This window comes from Curtobacterium sp. MCBA15_016 (genome assembly GCF_001865105.1).
In the GTDB taxonomy this organism is placed as follows: Bacteria; Actinomycetota; Actinomycetes; order Actinomycetales; family Microbacteriaceae; genus Curtobacterium.
Genome location: NZ_MJGR01000005.1, coordinates 146,895 through 173,149, shown reverse-complemented (window position 1 = coordinate 173,149; position 26,255 = coordinate 146,895). Strand labels below are relative to the sequence as shown.

At 71.7% G+C, this 26,255-nt stretch carries 22 protein-coding genes and 1 tRNA gene; 17 read left to right on the top strand and 6 right to left on the bottom strand.

The window, feature by feature from the left end; all coding sequences use genetic code 11:
- Positions 1–14 precede the first annotated feature (14 nt).
- From BIV03_RS03815 to BIV03_RS03800, 4 genes are all read left to right on the top strand, one after another.
- Positions 15–563, top strand: a complete 549-nt coding sequence (locus tag BIV03_RS03815) for a DUF501 domain-containing protein (protein WP_071294715.1) — start codon at positions 15–17, stop codon at positions 561–563.
- A gap of 43 nt (positions 564–606) precedes the next feature.
- Positions 607–2,094 (top strand): NAD(P)/FAD-dependent oxidoreductase, encoded by a 1,488-nt coding sequence (locus BIV03_RS03810; protein WP_070416771.1) that lies wholly within the window; start codon positions 607–609, stop codon positions 2,092–2,094.
- Between the two features lie 72 nt (positions 2,095–2,166).
- Positions 2,167–2,240 (top strand) — tRNA-Leu (locus tag BIV03_RS03805).
- 42 nt (positions 2,241–2,282) lie between these two features.
- Entirely contained in the window at positions 2,283–3,623 is a 1,341-nt protein-coding gene (locus BIV03_RS03800; protein WP_083403181.1) for a threonine/serine exporter family protein, read from the top strand.
- A 94-nt stretch (positions 3,624–3,717) separates the two neighbouring features.
- Here BIV03_RS03800 and BIV03_RS03795 read toward each other — a convergent pair whose 3' ends face one another.
- Together BIV03_RS03795 and BIV03_RS03790 are read right to left on the bottom strand one after the other, a co-directional pair.
- Positions 3,718–5,391, bottom strand: a complete 1,674-nt coding sequence (locus BIV03_RS03795; RefSeq protein ID WP_071294714.1) for a class I adenylate-forming enzyme family protein — start codon at positions 5,389–5,391, stop codon at positions 3,718–3,720.
- A gap of 145 nt (positions 5,392–5,536) precedes the next feature.
- The gene (locus BIV03_RS03790; RefSeq protein WP_071294713.1) at positions 5,537–7,933 is read right to left on the bottom strand and encodes an Ig-like domain-containing protein; all 2,397 of its coding nucleotides are present in this window, start codon (positions 7,931–7,933) and stop codon (positions 5,537–5,539) included.
- A gap of 230 nt (positions 7,934–8,163) precedes the next feature.
- Between BIV03_RS03790 and BIV03_RS03785 the strand changes: the two genes are divergently transcribed.
- On the top strand, positions 8,164–8,745 hold the full coding sequence (locus tag BIV03_RS03785; RefSeq protein ID WP_070416768.1) for a LemA family protein: 582 nt from the start codon (positions 8,164–8,166) through the stop codon (positions 8,743–8,745).
- Positions 8,746–8,767: 22 nt separating this feature from the next.
- Positions 8,768–9,667 carry a M48 family metalloprotease gene (locus BIV03_RS03780; protein WP_071294712.1) on the top strand — a complete coding sequence of 300 codons (900 nt, stop codon included), beginning with the start codon at positions 8,768–8,770 and terminating at the stop codon, positions 9,665–9,667.
- A gap of 73 nt (positions 9,668–9,740) precedes the next feature.
- On the opposite strand, the gene BIV03_RS03775 is transcribed toward BIV03_RS03780, so the two are convergent.
- On the bottom strand, positions 9,741–11,000 hold the full coding sequence (locus tag BIV03_RS03775) for a winged helix-turn-helix domain-containing protein (protein WP_071294711.1): 1,260 nt from the start codon (positions 10,998–11,000) through the stop codon (positions 9,741–9,743).
- A gap of 94 nt (positions 11,001–11,094) precedes the next feature.
- Between BIV03_RS03775 and BIV03_RS03770 the strand changes: the two genes are divergently transcribed.
- Both BIV03_RS03770 and ilvA read left to right on the top strand, forming a co-directional pair.
- Positions 11,095–12,360: an AI-2E family transporter gene (locus BIV03_RS03770; RefSeq protein WP_254790711.1), complete on the top strand. Its 1,266-nt coding sequence runs from the start codon at positions 11,095–11,097 to the stop codon at positions 12,358–12,360.
- Between the two features lie 45 nt (positions 12,361–12,405).
- Positions 12,406–13,650, top strand: coding sequence for a threonine ammonia-lyase (gene ilvA, locus BIV03_RS03765; RefSeq protein WP_070416764.1), 1,245 nt, complete (start codon positions 12,406–12,408; stop codon positions 13,648–13,650).
- An 82-nt stretch (positions 13,651–13,732) separates the two neighbouring features.
- On the opposite strand, the gene greA is transcribed toward ilvA, so the two are convergent.
- A complete protein-coding gene (gene greA / locus BIV03_RS03760; RefSeq protein ID WP_070416763.1) occupies positions 13,733–14,221 on the bottom strand; it encodes a transcription elongation factor GreA in 489 nt (162 codons plus the stop codon).
- Between the two features lie 67 nt (positions 14,222–14,288).
- Positions 14,289–14,846, bottom strand: a complete 558-nt coding sequence (locus tag BIV03_RS20215; RefSeq protein ID WP_139199253.1) for a DUF4307 domain-containing protein — start codon at positions 14,844–14,846, stop codon at positions 14,289–14,291.
- On the opposite strand from BIV03_RS20215, the gene mca reads away from it, so the two are divergent.
- Together mca and BIV03_RS03745 are read left to right on the top strand one after the other, a co-directional pair.
- Complete coding sequence (gene mca / locus BIV03_RS03750; protein ID WP_139201848.1) at positions 14,814–15,704, top strand: mycothiol conjugate amidase Mca; 891 nt, start codon at positions 14,814–14,816, stop codon at positions 15,702–15,704. The genes BIV03_RS20215 and mca overlap by 33 nt on opposite strands.
- The gene (locus BIV03_RS03745; RefSeq protein WP_071294708.1) at positions 15,701–16,048 is read left to right on the top strand and encodes a hypothetical protein; all 348 of its coding nucleotides are present in this window, start codon (positions 15,701–15,703) and stop codon (positions 16,046–16,048) included. The genes mca and BIV03_RS03745 overlap by 4 nt, the downstream gene beginning before the upstream one ends.
- 125 nt (positions 16,049–16,173) lie before the next feature.
- Here BIV03_RS03745 and BIV03_RS03740 read toward each other — a convergent pair whose 3' ends face one another.
- The gene (locus BIV03_RS03740) at positions 16,174–16,908 is read right to left on the bottom strand and encodes a hemolysin III family protein (RefSeq protein ID WP_070419188.1); all 735 of its coding nucleotides are present in this window, start codon (positions 16,906–16,908) and stop codon (positions 16,174–16,176) included.
- A 99-nt stretch (positions 16,909–17,007) separates the two neighbouring features.
- Here BIV03_RS03740 and BIV03_RS03735 point away from each other — a divergent pair, with 99 nt between their 5' ends.
- The 7 genes from BIV03_RS03735 (at position 17,008) to BIV03_RS03705 (ending at position 26,229) form a co-directional block, all read left to right on the top strand.
- The gene (locus BIV03_RS03735; RefSeq protein ID WP_229085150.1) at positions 17,008–17,793 is read left to right on the top strand and encodes an isoprenyl transferase; all 786 of its coding nucleotides are present in this window, start codon (positions 17,008–17,010) and stop codon (positions 17,791–17,793) included.
- Between the two features lie 86 nt (positions 17,794–17,879).
- Positions 17,880–18,989 (top strand): aminotransferase class V-fold PLP-dependent enzyme, encoded by a 1,110-nt coding sequence (locus BIV03_RS03730; protein ID WP_071294707.1) that lies wholly within the window; start codon positions 17,880–17,882, stop codon positions 18,987–18,989.
- A gap of 188 nt (positions 18,990–19,177) precedes the next feature.
- Positions 19,178–20,539 carry a PhoH family protein gene (locus tag BIV03_RS03725; RefSeq protein WP_175473660.1) on the top strand — a complete coding sequence of 454 codons (1,362 nt, stop codon included), beginning with the start codon at positions 19,178–19,180 and terminating at the stop codon, positions 20,537–20,539.
- Positions 20,540–20,880: 341 nt separating this feature from the next.
- Positions 20,881–21,633 carry a twin-arginine translocase subunit TatC gene (tatC, locus tag BIV03_RS03720; RefSeq protein ID WP_070419009.1) on the top strand — a complete coding sequence of 251 codons (753 nt, stop codon included), beginning with the start codon at positions 20,881–20,883 and terminating at the stop codon, positions 21,631–21,633.
- Positions 21,630–24,074 (top strand): RNA helicase, encoded by a 2,445-nt coding sequence (locus tag BIV03_RS03715; RefSeq protein WP_071294706.1) that lies wholly within the window; start codon positions 21,630–21,632, stop codon positions 24,072–24,074. The genes tatC and BIV03_RS03715 overlap by 4 nt, the downstream gene beginning before the upstream one ends.
- 134 nt (positions 24,075–24,208) lie before the next feature.
- Positions 24,209–25,768 carry an apolipoprotein N-acyltransferase gene (gene lnt, locus BIV03_RS03710; RefSeq protein WP_071294733.1) on the top strand — a complete coding sequence of 520 codons (1,560 nt, stop codon included), beginning with the start codon at positions 24,209–24,211 and terminating at the stop codon, positions 25,766–25,768.
- A 110-nt stretch (positions 25,769–25,878) separates the two neighbouring features.
- Positions 25,879–26,229: an RNA polymerase-binding protein RbpA gene (locus tag BIV03_RS03705; protein ID WP_070419007.1), complete on the top strand. Its 351-nt coding sequence runs from the start codon at positions 25,879–25,881 to the stop codon at positions 26,227–26,229.
- The last annotated feature ends 26 nt before the right edge of the window (positions 26,230–26,255 follow it).

The following is a 26,255-nucleotide window of genomic DNA, read 5'->3' as shown; positions in this document are numbered from 1 at the left end:
AGGCTCACGTACCCGTGACGACCCCTCCCTTCGACCCGCCCTCCGAACGCGACATCCAGGTCGTCTCGGCGCAGCTCGGCCGACCGGCGCGTGACGTCATCGGGATCGCTGCTCGCTGCGTCTGTGGCAACCCCACCGTCGTGTCCACGAAGCCCCGGCTGTCGAACGGCACCCCGTTCCCGACGCTGTACTACCTGTGCCATCCCGCGGCCACCGCTGCGGTCAGCACCCTCGAGGCCAACCAGGTCATGCCCGAGCTGGCAGCCCTGCTCGAGGACCCGACCGTCGCCGAGCAGTACCGCGCGGCGCACGAGTCCTACCTCGCCGATCGCGAGTCGATCGAGCACGTCGACGAGATCGACGGCATCACCGCGGGTGGCATGCCCACCCGCGTGAAGTGCCTGCACGCCCTCGTCGGCCACGCCCTCGCCGCCGGACCCGGCGTCAACCCCATCGGCGACCTCGCGCTCGAGCGCACGAGCTGGTCGCCTGCCCGGTGTGAGTGCCGGGCGTATGATGAGGGAGCAGACGCCGGAGTCGGGGCGGGTGGCGGCGAATTCTGACCAGCCTCCCGGCAACCACCCCACTCCAAGGAGATCATCCACCGTGCCCAAGATCCTCGTCGTCGGCGGCGGTTACGCCGGCTTCTACACCGCCTGGAAGCTCGAGAAGCACCTTCGTCAGGGCGAAGCCGAGGTCGTCATGGTCGACCCGCTGCCGTACATGACGTACCAGCCGTTCCTCCCCGAGGTCGCCGCCGGTTCCATCGAGCCGCGTCACGCCGTCGTCTCCCACCGCCGTCACCTCAAGAAGACGCGCGTCGTCACCGCCAAGGTCACGAAGGTCGACCACGCCAGCAAGACGGCGACCATCACCCCGGCCGAGGGCGAGGCGTGGGAGGAGTCCTACGACCAGATCGTCATGACCGCGGGTGCGGTCTCGCGTACCTTCCCGATCCCGGGCGTCGCCGACGAGGCGATCGGTCTGAAGACGATCGAAGAGGCCGCGGCGATCCGCGACAAGATCCTCACGAACTTCCACAAGGCAGCGACCCTGCCGGCCGGCCCGGAGCGTGACCGCCTGCTGACCGTCGTCGTCGTCGGTGGTGGCTTCGCCGGCATCGAGGTGTTCGCCGAGCTCCGCTCGTTCGTCTCCGACCTGCTCAAGAGCTACCCCGAGCTGTCGTTCGACGACACGCACTTCCACCTCGTCGAGGCGATGGGCCGCATCATGCCCGAGGTCTCGCTCGAGACGTCGCACTGGGTGCTCAAGAACCTCGCGCAGCGCGGCGCCACGGTGCACCTCGAGACGCAGCTGGCCTCGGCGGTCGGCGGCGTCTGCGAGCTCAAGACCAACGACGGCGCGATCGAGAAGATCGAGTCCGACCTCATCATCTGGACCGCCGGCGTCATGGCGAACCCGATGGTCAAGGGCACGGACCTCCCGCTCGAGCAGCGTGGCCGCATCCGCGTGCAGCCCGACCTGCGCGTGGTCGACGACAACGGCGTGATCGCCGACGCGTGGGCCTGTGGTGACGTCGCGGCCGTGCCGGACCTCACCGGTGGTGGCGTCGGCGGGTTCTGCGTGCCGAACGCCCAGCACGCCGTCCGCCAGGCGAAGCAGCTCGCGAAGAACCTCGTCGCGACGATCCGCGGCGAGGCGACGACCGACTACAAGCACGAGAACCTCGGTGCCGTCGCCGGCCTCGGTCTGGGCATCGGTGTCTTCCAGTCCGGCAAGTTCGCCATGAAGGGCTTCCTGGCCTGGGGCGCACACCGCGGCTACCACGGCCTGGCGATGCCGTCGTGGGAGCGCAAGTGGCGCGTCATCGGCGACTGGGTCGGGGGCTTCTTCCTCGGCCGCGACATCGCGTCGCTCGACGACCGCGAGACCCCGCGCGCCGCGTTCGAGGCGTTCGCGTCCCGTCCGAAGCCCGCAGCCGAGGCCCCCGCGGCACCGGTCGAGGCGTCGAAGCCGACCACCGCTCCGGAAGAGGGCAAGCCCGCCGGTGCGGCCGGTCCCGCCTACGGTGAGCCGGCGAAGGACGTCTCGAACGACGCCGAGCCGGTGAAGGCCGAGGCGGACGCCAAGTAGCGACACGCTCCAGACGAGGCGGTCACCCCACGGGGTGGCCGCCTCGTCTTCGTCGGTAGGCTGTTGCGGCCCGCCCCCGTGGCCCAATCGGTAGAGGCATGCGACTTAAAATCGCCGAGTTGTGGGTTCGAGTCCCACCGGGGGTACCGAGGCGACGGACGAAACCCCGCCCCCGCTACCATTCTCGGGTGGTCGGATTCGGAAGCGCGCTCGCGAACCTGCGGAACGCCCTCGGCCGACCCGAGGCCCACGTCGAGGTGGTCGACGGCGAGACCGTCCCCACCGGCATGCTGCTCGGCACGCTGGGCGCCCTCCTCCTCGACGCCGGCAGCTCGGTGACCGACGTCCGTTCGGCGCTCGAGAAGGCCCGCGACGCCGCCGGGGTCGGGCCGACGCTCGCCGTCGGGGTCCTCCCCGCCCTCGTCATGGTGAGCGAGGTCGCCACCGGCGCCGCCACCATCGTCAACGCCGAGGGCGTCGAGCTCTCGAGTCGCCAGGCCGCCCGGGCGAACCGGCTCGTCCTCGGCCTCGAGAGCGGTTCGATCGCTCTCGCCGAGATCCCCGCACGGGTCCGAGCGATCCGCGCCGGGACCGTCCCGCCGCCGGCACTGCCGTGGATCCTCGGCAACGCCCTGACCTCGGCCGGACTCGCGGTGGTGTTCCGCTGCCCGTGGTGGGCGATCCTCGTGGCGCTGGCCGTCGGAGCCCTCGTCGGCGTGATCGGGCTCGTGCTCCGTCGCTTCCGCGAGGCCGTGGCGATCATCCCGTTCCTCGCGGCCTTCGTGTCCACGACGATCGTCGGGCTCGTCGCCGCCGGCACCGGGTTCGACCACGTCCCGCTCTTCGCCGTGTGCGCCCCCGTGGCCGTGTTCGTGCCGGGAGCCCTCATCACCAACGCCCTGCTCGAGCTCACCGCGGCCGACATCGTGACCGGGTCCTCGCGGCTCGTGCAGGGGCTCATCATGCTCGGGTTCATGGCGGCGGGCATCGCGTCGGGGAGCGCGCTGACCGGGCTGCACGTCGACCCGTCCTCGGCGGCACTCGTCGGCGAGGTCGCCGGCGTCGGCACGGACCGCGGCGGGTGGGAGGCCGTCCCGTCCTACTGGGTGTCGTGGGTGGCGGTGGTCGGGCTGGCCGTCGGCCTCGGCCTGGTCTTCCGGTCGGGGTGGCGGCTCACCCTCGTGTCCGTCGCGGTCATGGTCACCGCCTACGCACTGGTGAGCGGGACGACGCCGCTGTGGGGGAGCGTCGTCGCCACCGGTGCGACCGCCGCGCTGCTGTTCGTCGCGACGCGGCTGCTGGAGCGGCTGGTGCCGGCGATCCCGGCGACGGTCTCGTTCTTCCCGGCGTTCCTGCTGCTCGTGCCGGGGACGGTCGGGCTCGTCGCGGTCGCCACGTTCGACCCCGAGGCGCTGGCGAACCCGCTCGCGACGTTCGTCAGTCTCTGCATCGGGACGAAGATCGGCGGCCTGCTGCCGGGGTTGTTCGCGCGGAACGCACCGCACCGCGGGGTCGACGCGACCCAGTAGACGCGCGCAGCGCGGAGAGCGCGGCAGCCGCCGTGGACGCGACCCACTGCGGGACGGGAGGCGCGGTGCCGGCCCGCACCGCGCCTCCAGGCCGTCACGGCGCGAGCAGGAGCCCCGCAGCCTGGTCGTCCACAGCCGTCGCCTTCGCGAGGTAGTGCACCTTCTTGCCCGTGGCGTTGTACGGCAGCTCGGTGACGAACCGGTAGAGCCGCGGCCGCTTGTAGCGGGCGAGGCCGGGGTGCGACGCGGTCCACTCCTCGAGGGCGGCGGCGGCCTCGACGTCGTCCTCCGGCAGCCGCCCGGGCGCGCGGACGACGTACGCCGTCACGACCTCGCCCCAGCGCTCGTCGGGGACGCCGACCACGATCGCGTCGGCGACGCCCGGGTGCTCCTGCAGTGCGGCCTCGACCTGCACGGGGTGGACGTTCTCGCCGCCGGAGATGATCATGTCGTCCTTGCGCCCGACGATCGTCACGCGCTCGTGCTCGTCCCACGTGGCGAGGTCGCCCGGGTAGAACCAGCCGTTCGCGAACTTCTCGGCCTCGAGCCCGGGGTTGCGGTACGAGTAGCCGGACTTCACGGTGCGGACCGCGAACTCGCCGATCTCCGAACCGTCCTTCGGCACGGTGTCGCTCGGGTCGGCGAGGCGGTCCTCGTAGACGCGGACCACGGCGACGTCGTCGTCGGTGGAGGCTCGGCCGGTCGAGCCGGCACCGTCGGGGAAGTCCTCGGGGCGGAGGAAGGTGTTCCAGAAGGTCTCGGTCGTGCCGTAGCCGTTGAAGATGCGGGGCGACAGGAGCTCCTGGTACCGGAGCGCCGCGGCCCGGTCCAGCGGTGCGCCCATCGTCACGATGCCGTTGAGGGAGGACAGGTCGCGGGGCCGTTGCTCCTGGGCGTTCGCGAGCTGCACGAGGTTCGGCGGGGCGCCGATGAGGAATGTCAGCTGCTCGGACTCGACCAGGTCGAGCACACGGTCGGCGTCGAAGTGCCGGAGCGTGGTGAGTTCGGCGCCGACGTAGAACACCGGGTTCGGGCCGCCGGAGTAGAGACCGCCGCGGTGGAAGAGCGGCGACATGTTGAGGGTCTTGTCGAACGGGCTCAGCGGGAAGTGCATGATCACGTCGTGGGCGCTGAGGACCTCGACGAGGCTCGGCAGCGGCACGGGCTTCGGCCGTCCGGTCGTGCCGCTCGTGTACAGGCGCGTCGTCTCGTCGTAGGTGCTGCGGGGCTCGGACGCGGCGAGCTCGTCGGCGGTGACGGGGTCGCTGGTGAGGAGCGCGGCGAAGTCGACGTCGCCGGGTCGGGTTCCGTCGCCGACCACGACGACGTGCTCGGGCGTGTGGTCGGAGCTGGCGAGCGCGGCCGTGATGTCGGTCGAGCGGGCGGCGTCGTGGACGAGGACCACGGGGGCGGAGTCCTCGATGATGAACGCGACCTCGTCCGACGCGAGTCGGAAGTTGGTGGGGGAGAACACCGCGCCGATGCGGTGGGCCGCCAGGTACAGGATCGCGAACTCGGGGGAGTTGAACAGCTCGACCATGACCACGGAGCCGCGTCCGACCCCGTGGCGCACGAGCCACCCGGCGACGCGGTCGACGTCGGCGCCGAGCTCGGCGTACGTCCACGAGCGGTCGGTGTCGGGATCGCGGAGCGCCGGTCGGCCGGCGAAGCGGTGGGTGTTCCGGGCGAAGCCGTTGGCGTACGTGTAGCTGTGCTCGAAGACGTCGCGGAAGCGGGTCGGGTCGTAGTCGGATCGGGTCTCGGTCATCGTCGCTCCCAGCAGCGGTCGTGGTGCTGCACGCACCGTCCGTGGTACGGCGCGCTCCGTTCGTGGTGTCGCGCGCACCGCTCGTCAGCGTATCCGTGCAGCGAGCCTCGGCGGCAGCCCGATCCGGGCCCTGACGGTGCCACGTTCAGGCGCGCTGGTCGACCCGGGCCGCCCGCTGCCAGCACCAGACGGCGACGGCTCCGGCGGTGCAGACCGCGGCGACGACCACCAGTGCGACGGGGGAGACGTGCGTTCCGCCGGATCCGGAGTACACGGCGGCGGCCAACGCGACGGCGACCGCGGCGATGGCGGCGTACCGACCACGGGACCGCGCGAGCAGGGACTGCCCGGCGGACCCGGCCACCGGCAGCAGCGTCACGACGACGGCGCCGAGGCCGCCGACGCACAGGGTGATCGCGAACTCGGACACGAACGACACCCAGAAGCCGGACCCCGGCGTGACGGAGTGCAGGACCCAGCCGGCCGCCGCCACGACGAGCAGCGCGATCGACCGCCAGGTGGCGCTGCGGGCGCCGGCAGCGATCGAGGAGCCGAGCCGGAGCGCCCGGGTGTCGAGGTCCGGTCGGCCGATCGGCACGAGGACGGCACCGACGATGACGGCGGGTGAGAGCTCGAAGGTCCGGGTGACGCCGCACGCCACGAGCGCGGCGAGCACCAGCCAGGGGGAGACCCGGAACCCGATGGTGCTGCGATCGGTGCCGGCTGCCCAGCGGGTGGCGAGGACGATCGTCGTCGTGAGGACGGCCGCGCCGAGCAGGACCGCGATCGCCAGGCGGACGTAGCGGGCCTCGAGGGAGATGCCGACGCCGAGGAGCGTGCACAGCCCGACGACCAGCACCGCGACGGTGATCGAGGCCCAGGTCGGGAGCACGTCCTCGCCGCGGCGTCGCTCGTCACGGGGGCGGTTGCGACCGAGGAGCCCGGCGAACGGCGACCGGATCCGGCCCCGGGCGACGCCGGCGACGAGTGCGAGCGGACCCGCGATGAGCACGAGGAAGCCGGCGGCGACGGCCGTGGCGACGAGGACGGTGCGCCACGAGAACGCCGCCTGGATGGTCGGCACGGTGGTGTCGTACGCGGTGGAGGCGGTCCAGTCGCCCGCCGGGCCGGACCAGTCCAGCCCGCGGCCGTGCCCGCCCGTGGTGGTGCCGGACCCGCTGCCGCTGTCGCTGCCGGCGCCGGTACTGCCGCCGCCTCCATCGGAACCGGAACCCGGACCGGAACCCGGACCGGAGCCCGAACCGGAGCCCGAACCGGTGCCATTGCCGGTGGATCCGCCGGTCGCGGTGCCGTGGCCGTTCGGGCCCGTCGTCGTGCCGGTGCTGGCCGTCCCGGTACCAGGGGTCCCGGACGGCGAGCCGCTGCCGGTCGACCCGTCACCCGGCGCGCCCGGTGCCGCGGACGCCCGGGAGACGACGACCCGGACGGCCGTCGAGGTCGGCGAGAAGTTGCCGGCGGCGTCGTGCTGCGTCGCCGTCACCGCCCGGCTGCCGGCGCCCAGCGTCGAGCCGGCCGTGGTGCAGGACCACCGGCCGGAGGCGGGCACCTCGGTCCGGCACACGGGCGCACGGTCCACGTACACGGTGAGCACGGCGCCCGCCTCGCCCGTGCCGCTGACGGTCAGGGGCTGGACGCGCACGCGGTCGCCGGAGCCGGGCGCGGTGATGCGCGGTGCCGTCGGCGCGGTCCGGTCGAGCGTCACGGTCACCGGGGTCGACGCGGCGCTCCGCAGGTCGGACCGGTACCCGTCGGCCGTGCTCGCGGTCTGCGTGGCGGTGACCGAGAGCCGTGCATCGCCCCCCGGGGTGCCGCCGCGGAGGGACACCGTCCACCGGCCGTCGGCACCGACCGTGGCGGTCCGGTCCGTCGACGACCCGGACACCGAGAGCGTGACGGTCGACCCGGCGTGTCCGGTGCCGGTCACCGGACCGTTCGTGGGCCGTGCGGTGGTGACGACCGGCGGGACGATGACGTCGGACGCCGGGGTGCGCGCCGAGCCGAGCCCGGGGAAGCTCTGGTCCGCCACGGTGAAGACCTGCTGCGGTCCGCTCCGGACGGTCGCGAGGCAGGACCAGGCACCGTCGTCGTGGACGGTCGCGGTGCACCCGGTCGACCCGGTCGTCGCCGGACCGGTGACCCGCAGGGCGTGCCCGGGGGTGCCCCTGCCGCTGAAGCGCACGGTCCCGCTGGTGATGTCGCCGGGGTCGTCGATCGACGGGCGCACCGGGGGCCGGCTCGGCGACGTGGTCGGGGGTGCCGGGGTCAGGTGGTCCTGGGGTGCTGGCGTGGGGGTGGGTGTCGTGCCCGGATCGGGCTCCGCCCCAGCGGCAGCACCGGTGGACGTCACGGCTGCGGACGTCCCGGCTGCGGACGTGACGGCGGTGGCCGGGGCCACGGCGAGGGCGAGCAGGCCCACGACGAGGGCGGCCCCCGCGGCGACGGCCAGCGTGATCCGGGTTCGGCGAACGGGGCCGTCGCCCCCGACAGCCCGGTCGTCCACGTTCTCCCCGCGCGCGTTCATCCGAGTCCATCCCACGTGATCGAGCCGCTCGGGTCAATACGTCGATCGGATGATGTCCGTGGACCGAGCGACACGCCGAGCAGCCCGAGCGCGCGGTGTGTGCGACTCGGGAATCGCCCGTGAACCGGGGCCGTGGACGAGAGGGCACCCCGCTGGTCGATACAATCGTCCTCGGCCGTGACGCCGGCCCCGTCACACCGCGATCCCGACGCGCAAAGGAGTACGCCCTCATGGACACCGGACTCATCACGACGCTGATCGTCGTCGGAGTGGTGGTGGTCCTCCTCGTCGTCGTGGGGATCTACCTGTGGGTCACGTACAACTCGCTCGTCACGCTGAAGGTCCGCGTCGACGAGGCGTGGAGTGACATCTCCGTGCAGCTCAAGCGCCGCGCCGACCTCATCCCGACGATCGTCGAGACGGTGAAGGGCTACGCCACGCACGAGAAGTCCGTGTTCGAGGCCGTGACGAAGGCCCGCGCCGAGACGCTCAGCGCCGGGGACGCCTCGAGCGCCTCCACGGCCGAGGGGCACATGCAGAAGGCGCTGAAGAGCGTGTTCGCGGTGGCCGAGGGGTACCCGCAGCTGCAGTCCAGCCAGAACTTCCTGCAGCTGCAGTCCGAACTCGTCGACACCGAGGACAAGATCCAGTCCGCCCGTCGCTTCTACAACGGCGGCGTCCGCGAGCTGAACACCAAGATCCGGGTCTTCCCGAACTCGTCGTTCGCGAAGAGCCGCGGCTTCACCGAGGCGTCGTTCTTCGAGACCGCCGAGCCCGCGGCGATCGCCGAACCGCCGCGCGTCCAGTTCTGACCCGCCCGGCGACGGCTGCGACGTGTACAGCGCGATCGCGCGCAACAAGCGCAACACGGTCCTCATCGTCCTGGTCTTCCTGCTGATCATCGGGGCGCTCGGGTTCCTCGGCGGATACCTCGCCGGCAACGTGTCGATCGGCGTGATCGTCCTCGTGGTCGCGCTCGGGTACGCGCTGGTGCAGTACTTCGCCGCGGGTCGCCAGGCCACGGCGATCGCGGGCGGCATCGAGATCGACCGGAACACCGAGCCACGACTCTGGCGCACGGTCGAGAACCTCGCGATCGCCACCGGGATGCCGATGCCGCGCGTCTTCGTGATCGAGGACCCGTCGCCCAACGCCTTCGCCACCGGCCGTGACCCCGACCACGCGATCGTCGCCGCGACGACCGGGCTGCTGGCGATCATGGACGACCAGGAGCTCCAGGGCGTCATGGCCCACGAGCTCGGGCACGTCCGGAACTACGACATCCGCGTCTCCACGATGGTGTTCGGGCTCGTGGTCGCGGTCGGTCTCATCGCCGACGTGCTCCTCCGCATCTCGATCTTCAGCGGGCTCGCCGGCGGTCGGAACCGGAACAACGACAACGGCGGCAACAACCCGATCCTGCTCATCGCCGGCCTCGTCGCGGTCATCGTGGCGCCGATCGCCGCGGCGGGCGTGCAGGCCGCGGTGTCCCGGCAGCGGGAGTACCTGGCGGACGCGACCGGCGCGATGACCACCCGCCACCCCGAGGGGCTCGCCCGTGCGCTCGAGAAGCTCGGCGCGTACGGCCGGCCGATGCAGACGCAGAACTCGTCGATGGCGCACCTCTGGATCGCCGACCCGATGCGGCCCGGCCTGATGGACCGGCTGTTCTCCACGCACCCGCCGCTGCCGGAGCGGATCGCGCGGCTGCGCGGGAGTCTCGACCGGTTCTGACCCGACGGCGGGTGCCGGCGACCGGGTGGGGCCCAGGAGGCGCGGGTCGGCCCTGCCCCGCACCACCGGCCCGTCAGACGGCCGGTTCCAACGCCACGCTCGCGTCCGCGTCGTCGGCCGCGACGTGCGGCACCAGCCGCACGCCGAGCGCCCCAGCGACCGCAGCCGCGGCGGTTCCGCGGTCGGTGACCTCGACCCCGTCGAGCCCCTGCCACGCGGCCGTCCGTCGGAGGGTCTCGGCGAGCCGCCCGGCATCGAGCCGCTCGCCCGGCTCTTCCCACGCCGTCCGCACGCGCAGGACCCCGCGCTGCCGGTCGCTCTTCAGGTCGACCCGCCCGACGAGCCGGTCGTCCTGCAGGACGGGCAGGACGTAGTAGCCGAAGACCCGCTTCGGGGCCGGCGTGTAGATCTCGATCCGGTAGTGGAAGCCGTACATCCGCTCGGCCCGCCGCCGGAACCACACGACCGGGTCGAACGGACTGAGCACGGCGTCGGCCGTCACGTGCCGCGGGACCCGGGCATCGGCGTGCATCCAGGCGCGCTCGCCCCACGACTCGACCCGCACCGGCACGAGCTCCCCGGCGGCGACGAGTTCGGCGATCGCCGCGGCGGTGTCGTCGGAACGGAGCCGGTAGTAATCGGCGATGTCCGCGCGGGTGCCGACGCCGAGCGCCCGGGTGGCCCGACGGACGAGTTCGAGGACGGCTGCGGGTCGCGCCGGTGCGTCCTCGAGCGTGCCGGCAGGCAGGACCTGCTCGGGGAGCGCGTAGACCCGCTCGAAGCCGGACCGTCCGGCGCTCACGACGTCGCCCCAGCGGAACATCTGCTCGAGTCCGAGCTTCACGTCGCTCCAGCCCCACCACGGCCCACGGCGGACGTTCGACTCGTGCTCGACCGCGCTCGCCGGCATCGGCCCCTCGGCCGCGAGCAGCGCCCGGAGCTCGCGCCGGACCCCCTCGGTCCGCCGGACGCCGTCGATCCGGTTCGGCCACGAGTCGCGCTCGCGCAGCGCGTCCATCCGCCACCGGAAGAGGGGGAGATCGGTGCGGTCGACGAAGGCGGCCTCGTGCGCCCAGTACTCGGCGTAGGGACCGCGCTTCGACATCGTCAGACGGTCGAGCGTGGACCGGTCGTAGGCGCCGAGCCGGGCGAAGAGCGGCAGGTAGTGGCTGCGCTCGAAGACGTTCACGGAGTCGATCTGCAGCAGGCCGAGGCGCGCGAACCCCGCGTTCAGCGCCCGGGTCGACACGGCGGCGGCGGGCGGCTGGCCGAAGCCCTGGGCAGCCAGTGCGACGCGGCGGGCCTCGGCAGCGGAGAGCGTGGTCCTGACCATGTCCGAAGGCTACCGATCGCCGCCGACACCCCGCTTCCGGTGACGTATGCCGTATCTGGTACCTGTCGGGCCGCACATCGGTACACTCGCGATCATGGCATGGGGCAGAAAGCAGCAACCGACGCATCCGGACCCCGTGGTCGAGGAGTCCGTCCCGACCGGCATGCGGATCGCCGGCGCGTGGTCGTGGCGGATCCTGGTCGTCATCGGGGTGATCGCGGTCTTCATCTGGCTGATGACGATCTTCAGCCAGATCCTCATCCCGTTCCTCGTCGGCATCGTCGTCTCGGCGCTGCTCGTGCCGATCTCGAACTGGATGCAGCGCCACCACGTGCCGAAGTGGCTCGCGGTCGTCATCAGCCTGCTCGGCGGACTCGCGGCGATCGGCGCGCTGGTGTGGCTCGTCGTCGACCAGATCATCGCGTCCTACCCGTCGCTCCGCGACCGCACGGTCGACCAGTACGCGAACATCAAGGACCTCGTCCTCAACTCCGGCCTGGGCATCACGCAGGGTGACGTCAACGGCTGGCTCGACGACGGCACGAAGTGGCTGCAGGACAACAGTGCGTCGATCCTCTCCGGGGTCGCGAGCGCGGGGTCCGGTGCCACGCACGTGTTCGAGGCGCTCTTCATCATCCTGTTCACCACGATCTTCCTGCTCATCGACGGCAAGAACGTGTGGCGGTGGGCCGTGCGGCTCTTCCCGAAGAAGGCCCGTGCGACCGTCGACGGCGCCGGTGTCGCGGGGTGGATCACCCTGACGAGCTTCATCCGCGTCCAGATCTTCGTCGCGTTCGTGGACGCCGTCGGCATCGGGCTGGGCGCCTTCATCGTCGGCCTGTTCTTCGGCGGTATGCCGCTCGTGATCCCGATCGCGGCCTTCGTGTTCCTCGGTGCCTTCATCCCCGTCGTCGGTGCGATCGTGACCGGGTTCCTGGCCGTCTTCGTCGCGCTCATCTTCAACGGCCCGCTCGCGGCCGTCCTCGTCCTCGCGGTCGTGCTGCTCGTGCAGCAGATCGAGGGACACATCCTCCAGCCGCTCGTCATGGGCAACGCGGTCAAGGTCCACCCGCTCGCGGTGGTCCTCGGCGTCACGGCGGCCTCCGGGCTCGCGGGCATCGCCGGTGCCTTCTTCGCCGTGCCGCTCATCGCCACCGTGAACACGATGGTCATGACGATCGCGAGCGGCCGCTGGCGTGGACTCGACTCCGAACACGTGCTCGAGGCCACCCCGAAGCGCGGCCAGCACGGGCAGCTCCAGCTCCGGCGGGGCCGCCGGCACAAGGTCGGCGACGCGGTCCCCGCACCGGGCAGCAAGCCGGAGCCGACGGCGGCTGAGGGCACTGCCAGCACCAACTGACGTCACGGGTTCGTCAGGAGTGCCGCGAGCGACGATGATGGACCCGTGACCGACACCACCACGCCGCTGATCCCCACGCTCGACGACATCGAGAAGGCACGTGTGACGATCGCCGGGGTCGCCCGTGTCACCCCGATGGAGACCTCGCAGTTCCTCGCCGAGGTCCTCGGGTCGCCGGTGCACCTCAAGTGCGAGAACCTGCAGCGCACCGGTGCGTACAAGGTGCGCGGTGCGTACAACCGCCTGTCGACCCTCACCCCGGAGCAGCGGGCCGCGGGGGTCGTCGCCGCCAGCGCCGGCAACCACGCGCAGGGGGTCGCCCTCGCCGCGCGCGAGCTCGGCATCCCCGCGACGATCTTCACGCCGGTCGGCGTCGCCCTGCCGAAGCTCCAGGCCACGCGGCACTACGGCGCCGAGGTCGTCCTGCGCGGGCACTCGGTGGAAGAGGCGCTGAGCGCGGCCAAGGACTTCGCGACACGGACCGGAGCGGTCTTCATCCCGCCGTTCGACCACCCCGCGGTCATCGCCGGCCAGGGCACGCTCGGGCTCGAGATCCTCGACCAGGTGCCCGACGCCGACACGGTGATCGTGCCGATCGGCGGCGGCGGCGTCATCGCCGGCATCGCCCTCGCCGTCAAGGGCGTCGCCGAGCGCCTCGGACGCACCATCCGGGTCATCGGGGTGCAGGCCGAGAACGCCGCCGCCTACCCGAGCTCGCTCGAGGCCGGCGAACCCGTCACCGTCAGCACGAAGCCGACGATCGCGGACGGCATCGCCGTGGCCAGACCCGGCGACCTGAACTTCCCGATCATCCGCGACCTCGTCGACGACATCGTCACCGTGTCCGACGACGACGTCGCCCGGTCGCTCCTGGTGCTGCTCGAACGCGCCAAGCTCGTCGTCGAGCCCGCCGGGGCCGTCGGCGTCGCGGCGATCATGTCCGGTGCCGTCCGGGACACCGGTCGCACCGTCGTCCTGCTCAGCGGCGGCAACATCGACCCGCTCATGATGGAACGCGTGATCACCCGCGGCCTCGTCGCGGCGTCGCGCTACATCGGCATCCGCATCATGCTGCCGGACCGCCCCGGTCAGCTCGCCCGCGTCTCGCAGGTCATCTCGGACGCCGGCGCGAACGTCGTCGAGGTGCTCCACACCCGGCACGGCCAGGGGCTCGTCATCAACGAGGTGGCACTCGACCTGTCGATCGAGGCGCGCGGCCCCGAGCACGCGCAGGAGGTCATCCACCGCCTGCACGAGGTGGGCTTCCAGCCGGAGCTGCTCGAGCACTGAGACGGGCGCTGGACCGAGCCGGAGACGGACAGGAGGCGCGGTGCCAGCTGGCACCGCGCCTCCTGTCCGTCAAGGGTGGCGTCTACGGCTCGTAGCGCTCGACCTTCGTCACCTCGACGGCGATCTCCTTGCCGTTGGGCGCGGTGTACGTGGCCTTCTCGCCGGCGCGCAGGCCGACGATGGCCGCGCCCACCGGGCTGACCGGGCTGTAGACGGTGAGGTCCGAGCCCTCGCCGACGATCTCGCGGTTGCCGACCAGGAACGTCGACTCGTCACCGGCGATGACGGCGGTCACCACGGTGCCGGGCTCGACGGTGCCGTCGAAGTCCGCTTCGCCGACCGTGGCGTGCTTGAGGAGCTCGGTGAGCTGACGGATGCGGGCCTCGATCTTGCCCTGCTCGTCCTTGGCGGCGTGGTAGCCGCCGTTCTCCTTGAGGTCGCCCTCTTCGCGAGCGGCTTCGATGCGGTTCGCGATCTCCTGGCGACCTTCACCGGACAGCGTCTCGAGCTCGGCCGTGAGGCGGTCGTGCGCCTCTTGCGTCAGCCACGTGACCTGGGTGTCGTTGCTCATGGTGATTCCCTTCAGCAAAGAACAAGACCGGCCGGTGTGGCCGGTCTTGTCCGCGAATCACAGCAGTCTAGGGAACCCAGCAGTCGTGGATCAAGCCGGTCACACCGCGTGACACGGTGTTCACGGGCGTGCTGATGCTCCGGACGCGCTGATCGGATGCCGGCACCCGGATCTCGCGCCAGCCGACGATCGTGTACGACTTGTCGAGGACCTGGACGGCGCACTTCGCGACCGTGCCGGGGTCGACGGAGATCTGCGTGTGCACGACCACCTGGTGGTCGGAGACGACCTGGTACCCGACGTCGTCGGTGTCGAGGCCGTGGCTGGTCTGCCCGGGACCGGCCCAGACCACCCAGACGATGAACACCAGGGCGACGGCGGCAGCGGCGACGATCCCGATCAGCCGCGTCCGACGAGCGCGTCCGGGGGTGCGGCCGTAGCGGTCGTCCAGCGTCGCGGTGGTGCTGGCGGACGGCTGAGGTGCCGGTTGGTGCTGCGGTTCGGACAGTTCGGGGCTCCCGGGGTGATTATCCTGATCCCAGGGTAGTTCACGTGACACTGTGTGCTGCCACGCGATCAGTGAGGAAGACCAGTGCCGTACCGCTTGATGGCCGTCCACGCCCATCCCGACGACGAGTCGAGCAAGGGAGCGGCGACCGCGGCGAAGTACGCGGCCGAGGGCAACGAGGTCCTCGTGGTCTCCTGCACGGGCGGCGAGGCGGGGGACATCCTCAACGACCAGCTCGGCGAGCCCGCCACGAGCCGGGCGCACCGCGACATGGCCGGGTACCGCCGCACCGAGATGGCCGGGGCCCAGGCGGCGCTCGGCATCGACCACCTGTGGCTCGGGTACCACGACTCCGGCCTGCCCGACGCCGACAAGGGCGAGACGGTCCGCCCCGGCACCTTCTCGACGGTGCCGCTCGAGTACTCGACCGAGGCCCTCGTGCGGGTCATCCGGCGCTTCCGCCCGCACGTGCTCGTCACCTACGACGAGAACGGCGGCTACCCGCACCCGGACCACATCCGGACGCACGAGGTCTCGGTGGCCGCCTGGCGCGACGCCGCGGACCCCGAGAAGTACCCCGACGCCGGGCCCGCGTGGTCCGTCGCGAAGCTCTACTACGAGCGCACCATGAACCCCCGGCGCTTCCGGACGGTCTTCGAGGCCCTGCAGGAACGCGACCCGGACAGCCCGGCGGTCGAGCAGCTGCGCGAGTGGGTCGAACGGTTCGCCGACCGGCCCGACCTCGCCACGACCCACGTCGACGTGCACGAGTACTTCGACGCGCGTGACGCGGCGCTCCGGGCCCACGCGAGCCAGGTGCCGCCGGACAGCGCCTTCTTCTACTGGCCGAACGACCTCCTCGCGACGGTGTGGCCGACCGAGGACTACCAGCTCGTCGAGGCCCGCGTGCCGACCGAGCTCCCCGAGTCCGACCTGTTCGCGGGGATCCCTGCCGACAAGGACACCACTGCGTGAGCACCCTCCACGCGGCACTCGCCGCGACCCCCAGCCCGAGCCCGACCTCGAGCGTCCCGGACGTCGACGTGACGCCCGGGGTCGCGGGCTTCATCGCGATCGCGGTCGTGGCCATCGTGACGATCCTGCTCGTGATCGACATGACGCGGCGCATCCGGCGGACCCGCTACCGGGCGGAGATCCGGGAGCGGCTCGAGGCCGAGGCGAACGGCACCGCGGGTGGCGATCGTGACGGCGTCGACCGTGACGGCATCGATCGCGACGGCGTCGCGACGGACGAGCCGGAGCGGCGTGCGGCCGAGGACGGCCGGGCCGGCGTCGGGGACGACACCGAGCGCGGCTGACGCCACGGGCGCGGCTGACGCGACCGGCGCGGCTGACGCGATCTGTGCGGTGGACCCGCGTGTGTGCGGGACGGGAGGCACGGTGCGGGCCCGACCCGCGCCTCCCGTCCGACGGACCGTCGCGGTCAGCGCACCGGGTCCAGCGCCACGATGAGGACACCCGCCCACTGGGCGGCGAACGCGACGACCGTGAGTGCGTGGAAGACCTCGTGGAAGCCGAACACCGTCGGCGACGGGTTCGGCCGCTTGAAGCCGTACACGAGCGCACCGAGGATGTAGGCCACGCCGCCGGAGAGCACGAGGACCGTCATCGGGACGCTCGCGGCGAAGAACTGCGGCAGCAACCCGAGCGCCGCGCAGCCGAGCACGAGGTAGATCGGCACGTAGAGCCACCGGGGCGCCCCGATCCAGAGGACCCGGAAGGCGATGCCGAGCGCCGCGCCGGACCACATCACCCAGAGCACCACGACCATCAGGGTGTGCGGCAGGGCGCAGATCGCCACGGGTGTGTACGTGCCGGCGATGAGCAGCAGGATGTTCGTGTGGTCGATGCGCTTGAGCACCGCCTTGACCGTCGGGCCCCAGGGGAACCGGTGGTAGGTCGCCGAGACGCCGAACATCGCGAGCGACGTCGCCATGAACACGGCGCTGCCCACCTTCGCCGCGGGTGAGCCCGCGAGGACGATGAGCACGATGCCCATCGCGATGGCGAACGGGAACGCCCCGAGGTGGATCCAACCGCGCCACGCGGGCCGGGGTTCGGACGCGCTGGCGGTCGTCCGTCCGGCGGTCGCGGTGCTCGCGGCCTCGTCGGTGAAGGGGACGTGGGGGAGGGTCCCGGTGTCGTGCTCGGCCTGCATGGTCCGACCGTAGGGGCCGATGCCGAACGAACGCCGAACACGGGCGGACGGCCCGGGGAACGCGGCTCGCTCCGAGGCACCGTGCACTATGTTCGTTCCGTGACCGGCAGGGTGGGATGGGCAGGACGAGGGATCCTCTACCGCGCCTACCAGAACCGGATCCGCCGGCAGATCGACGGCTCGGCGATGCCGAAGCACGTCGCCATGATCGTGGACGGCAACCGTCGCTGGGCGAAGCAGCTCGGTCTCGAGTCCGCCGCGCACGGGCACCGCGCGGGCGCCGCGAAGATCCCGGAGTTCCTGACGTGGTGCGACGACCTCGGCATCGAGGTCGTGACGCTCTACCTGCTGTCGTCCGACAACCTCAAGGGTCGTGGCGGCGACGAACTCGAGCAGCTCGTCGGCATCATCGCCGACCTCGCGGGGACCCTGGCCGACCACCGGGACTGGCGGGTCCAGCACGTCGGCTCGAACGAGGGCCTGCCCGAGCCCCTCGTCGCCGCGCTCTCCGCCGCCGAGCAGCGCACGGCGGAGCACACCGGGCTGCACGTGAACCTCGCGGTCGGCTACGGCGGCCGTCGGGAGATCGCGGACGCCATGCGCAGCATCGTGCAGGCGCACGACGAGGGCGGCGGCACGCTCGACACCCTGGCCGAGGTCCTCACGCCCGAGCTCATCGGTGACCACCTCTACACCCAGGGGCAGCCGGACCCCGACCTGGTCATCCGGACGTCGGGCGAACAGCGGTTGTCGGACTTCATGCTGTGGCAGAGCGCGCACAGCGAGTTCTACTTCGTCGAGGCGCTCTACCCGGACCTGCGCGAGGTCGACTTCCTGCGCGCCGTCCGCGACTTCGGGTTGCGGTCCCGCCGGTACGGCGGCTGACGACCGCCGTTCCCCGCACTGCGGCGGCTGTCGGCCGTTCATCCCAGTAGACTCACAGGGTTTTCGTCCCACGGAAGGTTGCCCCTGTGAACATCGCCGAGTACGCCTCAGGCTTCGCCGAGGAGCCCGGCTACCTCGACCACGCCGCCTTCGGTCCCGTCCAGACCGCTGTCCTCGAGGAGCAGCGCGTGCTCGGGACGATCCAGGAGCACATGCGCTTCGGCGCCATGGAGACGCTCGACGAGCAGGACGCCCGGGTCCGCACCGTCGCCGCACGGCTCGTCGGCCGGCGCGAGGACCAGGTCGTCTCGCAGACCGCCACGACCCCTGGGCTCCTGCACACCGCGTTCGGGCTCACCGGCGGCGTGCTCGTCTCCGCCGACGAGTACCCCTCGCTGCCGCTGGCCCTCGCGAGTGCCGCCTCGGCCACGGGCGGTCGCGTGCAGCCCGTCGTGATCGAGTCCGGCGCCGGGTGGATGACGCCGTCGCTCATCGAGTCGCGCCTGTCCGACGACGTCACCGCGGTCGCCGTCTCGCTCGTCGACTGGCAGACCGGCTACCTCGCCGACCTCGCCGCCATCCGCGAGGTCATCGGCGACCGCCTCCTCATCGTCGACGCCATCCAGGGCTTCGGCGTGGTCGACGCCCCGTACGAGCTCGCCGACGTCGTCGCGACCGGCGGCCAGAAGTGGCTGCACGCCGGGTGGGGCACTGGGTTCACCGCGTTCAGCGACCGCGCTCTGAACCGCCTCCGGCCCGCCCTGTCCGGCCCGCACGGCACGACCGGGTGGCCGACCGAGGTCCCGTCGGTCCGTCCGGGTGCCGCCGGCTTCCAGATGACCCGCACCGACCCGGTGTCGCAGGCACGCCTGGCGGTGTCGCTCGACCGGCTCACGGCCGTCGGCGTCGCCGCCGTGCAGGAGCGTGTCACCGACCGGGTCGAGCGGGTGTTCGACATCGCCGACGAGTTCGGCCTCTCCGTCGAGTCCAGCCGCGACCCCCGGGAGCGCGCCGGGATCGTGGTGCTCCGACCGCCGCAGGGACGGCTCACCGCGCTGTCCGCGGCGTTCCACAACCACGGCGTGACGGTCACGACGCGGCTCGGGGTCGCGCGGGTGTCGGTGTTCGCGTCCACCACGGACGAGACGCTCGACATGTTCCGCGACGCCTGCCTGTCGTACGCCACGATGCAGTAGCGGCCGCGTTGTTCACGTGACCGTAACTCGGGGAACCGCGTGTCGCTGGTGCCGTGTCGGGGGTCGGACGTAGCTTGTCCCCATCGGGCACCGCGCCCGATCGAAGCGGCCACAGTCGGTGCTTCGCAGACCCGCTCCACGGCCGCGTTCGAGGACATGGACCGGGCCGAGCGCGGCCCGGGGATGGAGTGGTCGTGACCTCTCAGAACGTCTCTCGCGGAACACAGCAGCAGCACACCGCGGACTCGTCCACATCGGTCGCCCAGCGCACGTACGTGCTCGACACCTCGGTGCTCCTCAGCGATCCGCGGGCACTGTTCCGCTTCGCGGAGCACGCGGTGGTCCTGCCCGTCGTGGTCGTCAGCGAACTGGAGTCCAAGCGCAACGACCCGGAGATCGGGTACTTCGCCCGGCAGGCACTCCGACTCCTCGACGAGCTCCGGATCGAGCACGAGCGGCTCGACTTCCCGATCGCGATCGGCGACGGCGGCTCCTTCCGGGTCGAGCTGAACCACTCGAACCAGTCCGTCCTCCCGTCCGGGCTACAGCTCGGCGACAACGACTCGCGGATCCTCGCGGTCGCCTCGAACCTCAAGAACGACGGACTCGACGTGGTCGTCGTGTCGAAGGACCTGCCGCTGCGCGTCAAGGCGTCCTCGATCGGCATGGCGGCCGAGGAGTACCGCGCCGAGCTCGCGGTCGACTCCGGGTACACGGGCATCGCCGACCTGCAGGTGTCCGGCGAGCAGATGTCCGACCTCTACGAGAAGGAGGAGATCCGCTCGTCGCAGCTCGACGGCGTCCCGGTCAACACCGGCGTCGTCATCCACTCCGAGCGCGGCTCGGCCCTCGGCCGGGTGCACACCGCCGGCGCGGTGGCGCTGGTGCGTGGCGACCGCGAGGTCTTCGGCCTCCGCGGGCGCTCCGCCGAACAGCGGCTCGCGATCGACGCCCTGCTCGACCCGGAGATCGGCATCGTCTCGCTCGGCGGCAGCGCCGGCACGGGCAAGTCGGCGCTCGCGCTCTGCGCCGGTCTCGAGGCCGTCCTCGAACGCCAGCAGCACAAGAAGATCATGGTGTTCCGGCCGCTCTACGCGGTGGGCGGCCAGGAGCTCGGGTACCTGCCGGGCGACGCGTCCGAGAAGATGAACCCGTGGGCACAGGCGGTGTACGACACGCTCGGCGCCCTGGTCTCCGACAACGTCCTCGACGAGGTCGTCGAGCGGGGCATGCTCGAGGTGCTCCCGCTGACGCACATCCGCGGGCGCTCCCTGCACGACGCGTTCGTGATCGTGGACGAGGCGCAGTCCCTCGAGCGGAACGTGCTGCTCACGATGCTGTCCCGGATCGGGCAGAACTCGCGGGTGGTCCTCACGCACGACGTGGCGCAGCGTGACAACCTGCGGGTCGGTCGGCACGACGGGGTCGCGTCGGTGATCGAGCGGCTCAAGGGGCACCCGCTGTTCGCGCACGTGACGCTGACGCGCTCGGAGCGGTCCGCGATCGCGGCGCTGGTGACGGAGATGCTCGACTCGCCCGACCTGGTCTAGCGGGTCCGCGGGCACGCTGCGCGTCGAACCACGAAACCGACGTCGAACCGGCCCTGGATGCTGGTTCGATGTCGGTTTCGTGGTTCGAACCGAGTGCGGACGCCGGACCGCGCGCGACCGCCGGACCGGACGCGCGTCGGCCCCGCCGCCGACGTGCCGACCGACGGACGGGAGGCGCGGTGCGGGCCCGCCCCGCGCCTCCAGGCCCGTGACCCTCCTGTGCGAACGCACGCCGCGGTCGACTGTCGGTCCCGACCCCGTAGGATCGACCCATGGCTTCGACGACCGCGCGCGGGCGAGCGAGGCGGACCGGGCGTCCGACGAAGGACGCCGAAGGCCGCATGTCGCTCGGGCAGCACCTCATCGAGCTGCGCAACCGCCTGTTCCGCGCAGTGATCGCGATCGTCGTCGCCGCGGTCGGTGGGTGGTTCCTCACCCCGTTCGTGCTCGACGCGCTCCGGTCCCCGGTCTCCCAGCTCGCCAAGGTCGGCGGGCACACGGCCGAACTGAACTTCCCGATGATCACGGGCGCGTTCGACCTGAAGCTGCAGATCGCCATCACGATCGGCATCGTCATCGCGAGCCCGGTGTGGCTCTACCAGATCTGGGCGTTCATCGTCCCGGCGCTGGTGCGGCGTGAGAAGCAGTACGTGTGGGGCTTCCTCGGCACCGCGATCCCGCTGTTCTTCGCCGGCTGCTGGTTCGGGTGGTACATCCTGCCGCACGTGGTCGGCATCCTCGGCAGCTTCGTGTCGAGCCAGGACACCTCGATCGTCGACGCCAAGGCCTACTACGACTTCGTCATCAAGCTCATCGTCGCCGTCGGCATCGCGTTCGTCCTGCCGGTGTTCCTCGTGCTGCTCAACTTCGTCGGCGTGCTGTCCGCGTCCTCGATCATCAAGTCCTGGCGCGTGGCGATCCTCTGCATCCTGGTCTTCTGCGCCATCGTGACGCCCAGCGCCGACGTCATCTCGATGTTCCTGCTCGCCGTGCCGATGATCGTGCTCTACGTCGCCGCGTGCGCGGTGGCCTGGCTCCACGACCGCCGGGTGGCGAAGCGCCAGGCGAAGCTCGACGAAGAGTACGGCCTGTGAGCACGACGGAGCCGAGCGCTGCCGAACGGTTCCGGGCGGCGAAGGTCCGGAACCGGTCCCGCAACCTCGAACTCTTCCGCGCCGACCTGCGGTTCGACCTCGACCCGTTCCAGTTCGCCGCGTGCGACGCGCTCGACCAGGGGCGCAGCGTCCTCGTGGCCGCGCCGACCGGGGCCGGCAAGACGATCGTGGCCGAGTTCGCGATCTGGTTGGCGATGCGGCAGCCGACGGCGAAGGTGTTCTACACGACGCCGATGAAGGCGCTGAGCAACCAGAAGTACGCCGAGCTCGTCGACGTCTACGGCGAGTCCGAGGTCGGGCTGCTGACCGGCGACACGAACGTGAACCCGCGGGCCCGCGTCGTCGTGATGACGACCGAGGTCCTGCGGAACATGATCTACGCGGACTCGGACCTGCTCGACGACCTCGCGTGGGTCGTCCTCGACGAGGTCCACTACCTCGCCGACCGGTTCCGCGGTGCCGTCTGGGAAGAGGTGATCCTGCACCTCCCGACCGAGGTCCGGCTCGTCTCCCTCAGCGCCACGGTCTCCAACGCGGAAGAGTTCGGCGACTGGCTGCAGACCGTCCGCGGCGACACCGACGTCATCGTCTCCGAGGACCGCCCCGTGCCGCTCGAACAGCACGTGCTCGTCGGCTCGAAGATGGTCGACCTGTTCGACTCCAGCGGTGCCGCGGCGACGAACCGCGTCAACCCGGAGCTGCTCCGGCTCGTCGGCGGTGCCTCGCGCAGCGAACGGCACGGCGGCGGACACCGCGGCGGCCGGGGGCGCGGGGGCTACCACGACCGCCGTGGTCCGCGCACCGAGAAGCTGCACCGCGAGCGCATCGCCCACATGCTCGACGAGCGGATGCTCCTGCCCGCGATCTTCTTCGTGTTCAGCCGGAACGGGTGCGACCAGGGGGTCCGGAACGTCCTCCGGTCGGGGCTGTCGCTGACGACGGCGCAGGAACGCAACGAGATCCGCGAGACGGCGGAGTACCACTGCCGCACCCTCCTCGACGAGGACCTCGCCGTGCTCGGCTACTGGGAGTGGCTCGAGGGCCTCGAGCGCGGCGTCGCGGCGCACCACGCCGGGCTCCTGCCGGCCTTCAAGGAGGTGGTGGAGGACCTCTTCCAGCGCAAGCTCCTCAAGGTCGTGTTCGCGACGGAGACCCTGGCGCTCGGCGTGAACATGCCGGCCCGCACGGTCGTCCTCGAGAAGCTCGAGAAGTTCAACGGCGAGGCCCGCGTCCCGATCACGCCGGGGGAGTACACGCAGCTCACCGGTCGCGCCGGGCGTCGTGGCATCGACGTCGAGGGGCACTCGGTCATCCAGTGGTCCGACGGCCTCGATCCCCAGGGCGTCGCGTCGCTCGCGAGCCGCCGCACCTACCCGCTGAACTCGTCGTTCAAGCCGACCTACAACATGGCCGTGAACCTCATCGACCAGTTCGGTCGGCAGCGCACGCGCGAGGTCCTCGAGACGTCGTTCGCGCAGTTCCAGGCCGACCGTTCGGTCGTCGACCTCGCGCGGAAGGTCCGGTCGCAGCAGGAGTCCCTCGACGGCTACCAGCAGGCGATGCAGTGCCACCTCGGCGACTTCACCGAGTACGCGGCCCTGCGCCGTGAACTCTCCGACCTCGAGCGGACGAACGTCCCCGGCGGGCGCGAGGCCTCGCACGGCGCCCGGGCCGAACGGCAGGCCGCCATCACGGACGTCCGACGGCGCATGCAGCGGCACCCCTGCCACGCCTGCCCCGACCGAGAGGCCCATGCGCGCTGGTCCGAGCGCTGGTACAAGCTCAAGCGCGCCAACGACAAGCTCCTGCAGCAGATCCGTTCCCGCACGGGTGCGGTCGCGACCACGTTCGACCGGGTCACGAACGTGCTCCTGCAGCTCGGCTACCTGGTCGACACCGGCAACGGCGAGGCCACGGTCGCCGCCGGCGGGCGTCGGCTGCAGCGGATCTACGGTGAGCGCGACCTGCTCGTCGCCGAGTGCCTCGAGGCGGGCGTCTGGAAGGACCTCACCCCGGCGCAGCTCGCCGCGATGGCCGCCACGATCGTCTACCAGCCCCGCCGAGAAGACGCGCCCGGCACCGAGCACGCCCTGCCCCGCGGGGCGTTCCGTCCGGCACTCGACGAGACCCTCACGATCTGGTCCCGACTCGACGACATCGAGCGTGACGCCCGACTCGCCGGGTCGCAGCCGCCGACCCCGGCCGCCGCGGTCGGCATGTTCCGCTGGGCGTCCGGCTCCGCGCTCGACGACGTGCTGCGCACGCTCGACCTGCCGGCCGGTGACTTCGTGCGCTGGTCGAAGCAGGTCATCGACCTGCTCGACCAGATCCGGAACGCCGGCGACGACGACCTCGCCCAGACCGCACGGCGGGCGACGGACGCGGTGCGCCGCGGCATCGTCGCCTACGCGGCGGTCTGACAGGAGGCACGGTGCCGGTTCCCGAGTCCGACGTGCGCCCGCAGGGCGCCGTCTCCACCGCGCCCATCGCCTCGGCTGCGCGCGCGTCCGGGGCCGCCGCGCGCGCGTCCGCGGCGGGGGGTCGCGGCTCCGCCGTGCGCCCTCCGGCGGGCCGCCGGTCCGACTTCGCGGCCCTGCCGCTCGCGCAGGCGTTCCCGCTCGCCGTCATCGGGGGCGTGCTGTTCGCACTCGCCTTCCCGTCGCCGGGCTGGTGGTTCCTCGCCTACCCGGCACTCGCGTGCATGCTGCTCGCCGCGATGGGCCAGCGTGCTCGGCGCGCGGCCTGGCTCGGGTACGTCTCCGGCGCGGCCTTCTGGATCCCCGCGATCTCGTGGGCCGGCCGCTACCTCGGACCGGTCCCGTGGTTCGCGCTCGCGCTGTTCGAAGCCGCGTTCTTCGCCCTCGGCAGCGTCGCGATCGCCCTCGCGTACCGCTGGGTGGCGCGTGTCGTGCCGTCCACCGCCGGACGCGTGTGGGGCCTCCCGGCCGTCGTCGCCGCGCTCTGGACCGGACGCGAGTGGTTCTCGGGGAGCTGGCCCTACGGTGGCTTCGCGTGGGGGCGGGTCGGCCTCTCGCAGTCGCAGGGCCCGTTCACGCACCTGGCCGCCTACGTGGGCGTGCTCGGTGTGACGTTCGTCGTCGTGTACTGCGTCGCGGTCGTCGTGTCGCTCGCCCTGGTCGTGCCCCGCGGTCCCGGCCGGGCCGTCCGGGTGCCCGTCCGCGTCGCGACGGCGGGACTGCTCGTCGCCGCCGTGCTCGCCGTGCCCGCGTGGCCGACCGCCACCGACGGCACGATCCGGATCGAGTCGGTGCAGGGCGACGGCCCCGCCGGGTACTTCGACCGGGCGGCGCCGGGCGCGGTGCTGAGCGCGCAGGTCGCGGCGACCGACGTCGAGGCGAAGGGGGTCGACCTCGTGGTCTGGCCCGAGGGCTCCGCCGAGTTCGATCCGCGCCAGCAGCCGGTGATCGCGTCGGCTCTCGACCAGGTCGTCGACTCTGTCGGGGCGCCGATCGTCGCCGGCGCCATCACGCAGACGTCCTCGGGGGTCCTGCACAACACCTCGTTCGTGTGGACGAAGGACGGCTGGCAGTCGTCCTACGACAAGAAGCGCCCGGTGCCCTTCGGCGAGTACGTCCCGGACCGCTGGTTCTTCTCCAAGCTCGCGCCGTCGCTCATCGGGCTGCTGCAGCGCGACTACACCCCGGGGACGAAGCGGAACGTGCTGTCGGTCGCCGGCGTCCGGGCGGGCATCGCGATCTGCTTCGACATCGTCGACGACGGACTCGCCACCGACATGGCGCGCGGGGGAGCGCAGGTCATCCTGGCGCAGACGAACAACGCTGACTTCGACGGCACCGACGAGAACCTGCAGCAGCTCGAGATCGCTCGGATGCGGGCGATCGAGACCGGTCGGTCGCTCGTGAACATCTCCACCGTCGGGGCGTCGCAGGTCATCGACCCGACCGGACGGACGATCGACCGGGTGCCGGCGTACACCGCGACGTCGATGATCACGGACGTGCCGCTCGGGACGACCACCACCCCGGCGACCCTCGCGTCCGGATCGATCGCGCTCCTGCTCTCGCTCGGCGGGCTCCTCACGCTGCTCGCCTGCGCGCCCTGGGGCCGCCGCGGCACTGCTCGCCGCGCCTAAGCAAGCAGGCCTCGGTCCCGCACTGGGAGAGGACTGTGAATGCGCCGGTCCGGGAGTGCAGGCGCGTGGGACAGTGTTGTGGAGGGCAGACGAGCGAGAGGAGCACACACATGGCTGATCGGAGTCTCCGCGGCATGCGGCTCGGGAGTCAGAGTCTCCAGAGCGAAGAGGGCGTCGAGCTCTCGGACCGCAAGCGTGCGGTCTACCAGACGGAATCGGGGGAGACGTTCGACATCGTCTTCTCGGCGGATGCAGACGTCCCCCAGACGTGGTCGGAGCCCCGCTCCGGTCGCGAAGGACGACTCCTCGGTGACGACGGCATCCCCGTCGAGGTCGCAGAAGAGGACGTCAAGGCCCCCAGGACCCACTGGGACATGCTGCTCGAGCGACGCTCGCGTGAAGAGCTCGAGGAGCTCCTGCAGGAGCGACTGCAGTTCCTGCGCGCACGGCGCGGCGCCTGACCCGCACACGACGACGACGCCCGCCC

Excerpts from the sequence above, each read along its gene's own strand:
- BIV03_RS03775 (WP_071294711.1), bottom strand. The coding sequence starts at position 11,000 with ATGGTCAGGACCACGCTCTCCGCTGCCGAGGCCCGCCGCGTCGCACTG.
- BIV03_RS03785 (WP_070416768.1), top strand. The coding sequence starts at position 8,164 with ATGGACACCGGACTCATCACGACGCTGATCGTCGTCGGAGTGGTGGTG.
- BIV03_RS03740 (WP_070419188.1), bottom strand. The coding sequence starts at position 16,908 with ATGCAGGCCGAGCACGACACCGGGACCCTCCCCCACGTCCCCTTCACC.
- BIV03_RS03795 (WP_071294714.1), bottom strand. The coding sequence starts at position 5,391 with ATGACCGAGACCCGATCCGACTACGACCCGACCCGCTTCCGCGACGTC.
- BIV03_RS20215 (WP_139199253.1), bottom strand. The coding sequence starts at position 14,846 with ATGGGCGTGGACGGCCATCAAGCGGTACGGCACTGGTCTTCCTCACTG.
- BIV03_RS03770 (WP_254790711.1), top strand. The coding sequence starts at position 11,095 with ATGGCATGGGGCAGAAAGCAGCAACCGACGCATCCGGACCCCGTGGTC.
- BIV03_RS03705 (WP_070419007.1), top strand. The coding sequence starts at position 25,879 with ATGGCTGATCGGAGTCTCCGCGGCATGCGGCTCGGGAGTCAGAGTCTC.
- BIV03_RS03790 (WP_071294713.1), bottom strand. The coding sequence starts at position 7,933 with ATGAACGCGCGCGGGGAGAACGTGGACGACCGGGCTGTCGGGGGCGAC.
- tatC (WP_070419009.1), top strand. The coding sequence starts at position 20,881 with ATGTCGCTCGGGCAGCACCTCATCGAGCTGCGCAACCGCCTGTTCCGC.
- greA (WP_070416763.1), bottom strand. The coding sequence starts at position 14,221 with ATGAGCAACGACACCCAGGTCACGTGGCTGACGCAAGAGGCGCACGAC.